At 51.7% G+C, this 3043-nt stretch carries 1 rRNA gene; it reads left to right on the plus strand.

What is annotated here, in order from left to right:
- The first annotated feature begins 119 nt into the window (after positions 1-119).
- A 23S ribosomal RNA gene (locus tag ACKUG4_RS28175) occupies positions 120-3010 on the plus strand.
- Positions 3011-3043: the final 33 nt, after the last annotated feature.

A 3043-nucleotide genomic window follows, 5' to 3' on the forward strand; every position in this document is an offset into this window, starting at 1 on the left:
GGCCACTTTCACTGGTGGTGATCAGGCTAAGGTAAAATTTGTGAGTTCTCTTAGTTGAGAAATTCGAATTTTCGGCGAATGTCGTCTTCACAGTATAACCAGATTGCTTGGGGTTATATGGTCAAGTGAAGAAGCGCATACGGTGGATGCCTTGGCAGTCAGAGGCGATGAAAGACGTGGTAGCCTGCGAAAAGCTTCGGGGAGTCGGCAAACAGACTTTGATCCGGAGATGTCTGAATGGGGGAACCCAGCCATCACAAGATGGTTATCTTGTACTGAATACATAGGTGCAAGAGGCGAACCAGGGGAACTGAAACATCTAAGTACCCTGAGGAAAAGAAATCAACCGAGATTCCCTTAGTAGTGGCGAGCGAACGGGGACTAGCCCTTAAGTGGCTTTGAGATTAGCGGAACGCTCTGGAAAGTGCGGCCATAGTGGGTGATAGCCCTGTACGCGAAAGTCTCTTAGTCATGAAATCGAGTAGGACGGAGCACGAGAAACTTTGTCTGAATATGGGGGGACCATCCTCCAAGGCTAAATACTACTGACTGACCGATAGTGAACTAGTACCGTGAGGGAAAGGCGAAAAGAACCCCGGAGAGGGGAGTGAAATAGATCCTGAAACCGTATGCGTACAAGCAGTGGGAGCAGACTTTGTTCTGTGACTGCGTACCTTTTGTATAATGGGTCAGCGACTTATTTTCAGTGGCGAGCTTAACCGAATAGGGGAGGCGTAGCGAAAGCGAGTCTTAATAGGGCGTCTAGTCGCTGGGAATAGACCCGAAACCGGGCGATCTATCCATGGGCAGGTTGAAGGTTAGGTAACACTGACTGGAGGACCGAACCGACTACCGTTGAAAAGTTAGCGGATGACCTGTGGATCGGAGTGAAAGGCTAATCAAGCTCGGAGATAGCTGGTTCTCCTCGAAAGCTATTTAGGTAGCGCCTCATGTATCACTGTAGGGGGTAGAGCACTGTTTCGGCTAGGGGGTCATCCCGACTTACCAAACCGATGCAAACTCCGAATACCTACAAGTGCCGAGCATGGGAGACACACGGCGGGTGCTAACGTCCGTCGTGAAAAGGGAAACAACCCAGACCGTCAGCTAAGGTCCCAAAGTTATGGTTAAGTGGGAAACGATGTGGGAAGGCTTAGACAGCTAGGAGGTTGGCTTAGAAGCAGCCACCCTTTAAAGAAAGCGTAATAGCTCACTAGTCGAGTCGGCCTGCGCGGAAGATGTAACGGGGCTCAAACCATACACCGAAGCTACGGGTATCACGCAAGTGATGCGGTAGAGGAGCGTTCTGTAAGCCTGTGAAGGTGAGTTGAGAAGCTTGCTGGAGGTATCAGAAGTGCGAATGCTGACATGAGTAACGACAATGGGTGTGAAAAACACCCACGCCGAAAGACCAAGGTTTCCTGCGCAACGTTAATCGACGCAGGGTTAGTCGGTCCCTAAGGCGAGGCTGAAAAGCGTAGTCGATGGAAAACAGGTTAATATTCCTGTACTTCTGGTTATTGCGATGGAGGGACGGAGAAGGCTAGGCCAGCTTGGCGTTGGTTGTCCAAGTTTAAGGTGGTAGGCTGAAATCTTAGGTAAATCCGGGGTTTCAAGGCCGAGAGCTGATGACGAGTTGCCTTTAGGCGACGAAGTGGTTGATGCCATGCTTCCAAGAAAAGCTTCTAAGCTTCAGATAACCAGGAACCGTACCCCAAACCGACACAGGTGGTTGGGTAGAGAATACCAAGGCGCTTGAGAGAACTCGGGTGAAGGAACTAGGCAAAATGGCACCGTAACTTCGGGAGAAGGTGCGCCGGTGAGGGTGAAGCACTTGCTGCGTAAGCCCACGCCGGTCGAAGATACCAGGCCGCTGCGACTGTTTATTAAAAACACAGCACTCTGCAAACACGAAAGTGGACGTATAGGGTGTGACGCCTGCCCGGTGCCGGAAGGTTAATTGATGGGGTTAGCTAACGCGAAGCTCTTGATCGAAGCCCCGGTAAACGGCGGCCGTAACTATAACGGTCCTAAGGTAGCGAAATTCCTTGTCGGGTAAGTTCCGACCTGCACGAATGGCGTAACGATGGCGGCGCTGTCTCCACCCGAGACTCAGTGAAATTGAAATCGCTGTGAAGATGCAGTGTATCCGCGGCTAGACGGAAAGACCCCGTGAACCTTTACTATAGCTTTGCACTGGACTTTGAATTTGCTTGTGTAGGATAGGTGGGAGGCTTTGAAGCGTGGACGCCAGTTCGCGTGGAGCCATCCTTGAAATACCACCCTGGCAACTTTGAGGTTCTAACTCAGGTCCGTTATCCGGATCGAGGACAGTGTATGGTGGGTAGTTTGACTGGGGCGGTCTCCTCCTAAAGAGTAACGGAGGAGTACGAAGGTGCGCTCAGACCGGTCGGAAATCGGTCGTAGAGTATAAAGGCAAAAGCGCGCTTGACTGCGAGACAGACACGTCGAGCAGGTACGAAAGTAGGTCTTAGTGATCCGGTGGTTCTGTATGGAAGGGCCATCGCTCAACGGATAAAAGGTACTCCGGGGATAACAGGCTGATACCGCCCAAGAGTTCATATCGACGGCGGTGTTTGGCACCTCGATGTCGGCTCATCACATCCTGGGGCTGAAGCCGGTCCCAAGGGTATGGCTGTTCGCCATTTAAAGTGGTACGCGAGCTGGGTTTAGAACGTCGTGAGACAGTTCGGTCCCTATCTGCCGTGGACGTTTGAGATTTGAGAGGGGCTGCTCCTAGTACGAGAGGACCGGAGTGGACGAACCTCTGGTGTTCCGGTTGTCACGCCAGTGGCATTGCCGGGTAGCTATGTTCGGGAAAGATAACCGCTGAAAGCATCTAAGCGGGAAACTTGCCTCAAGATGAGATCTCACTGGAACCTTGAGTTCCCTGAAGGGCCGTCGAAGACTACGACGTTGATAGGTTGGGTGTGTAAGCGCTGTGAGGCGTTGAGCTAACCAATACTAATTGCCCGTGAGGCTTGACCATATAACACCCAAGCAATCTGTAGACTCGAAAGAG

The sequence above is a fragment of the Candidatus Pseudomonas auctus genome (genome assembly GCF_048654275.1).
GTDB classification, from domain to species: domain Bacteria; phylum Pseudomonadota; class Gammaproteobacteria; order Pseudomonadales; family Pseudomonadaceae; genus Aquipseudomonas; species Aquipseudomonas pharyngis.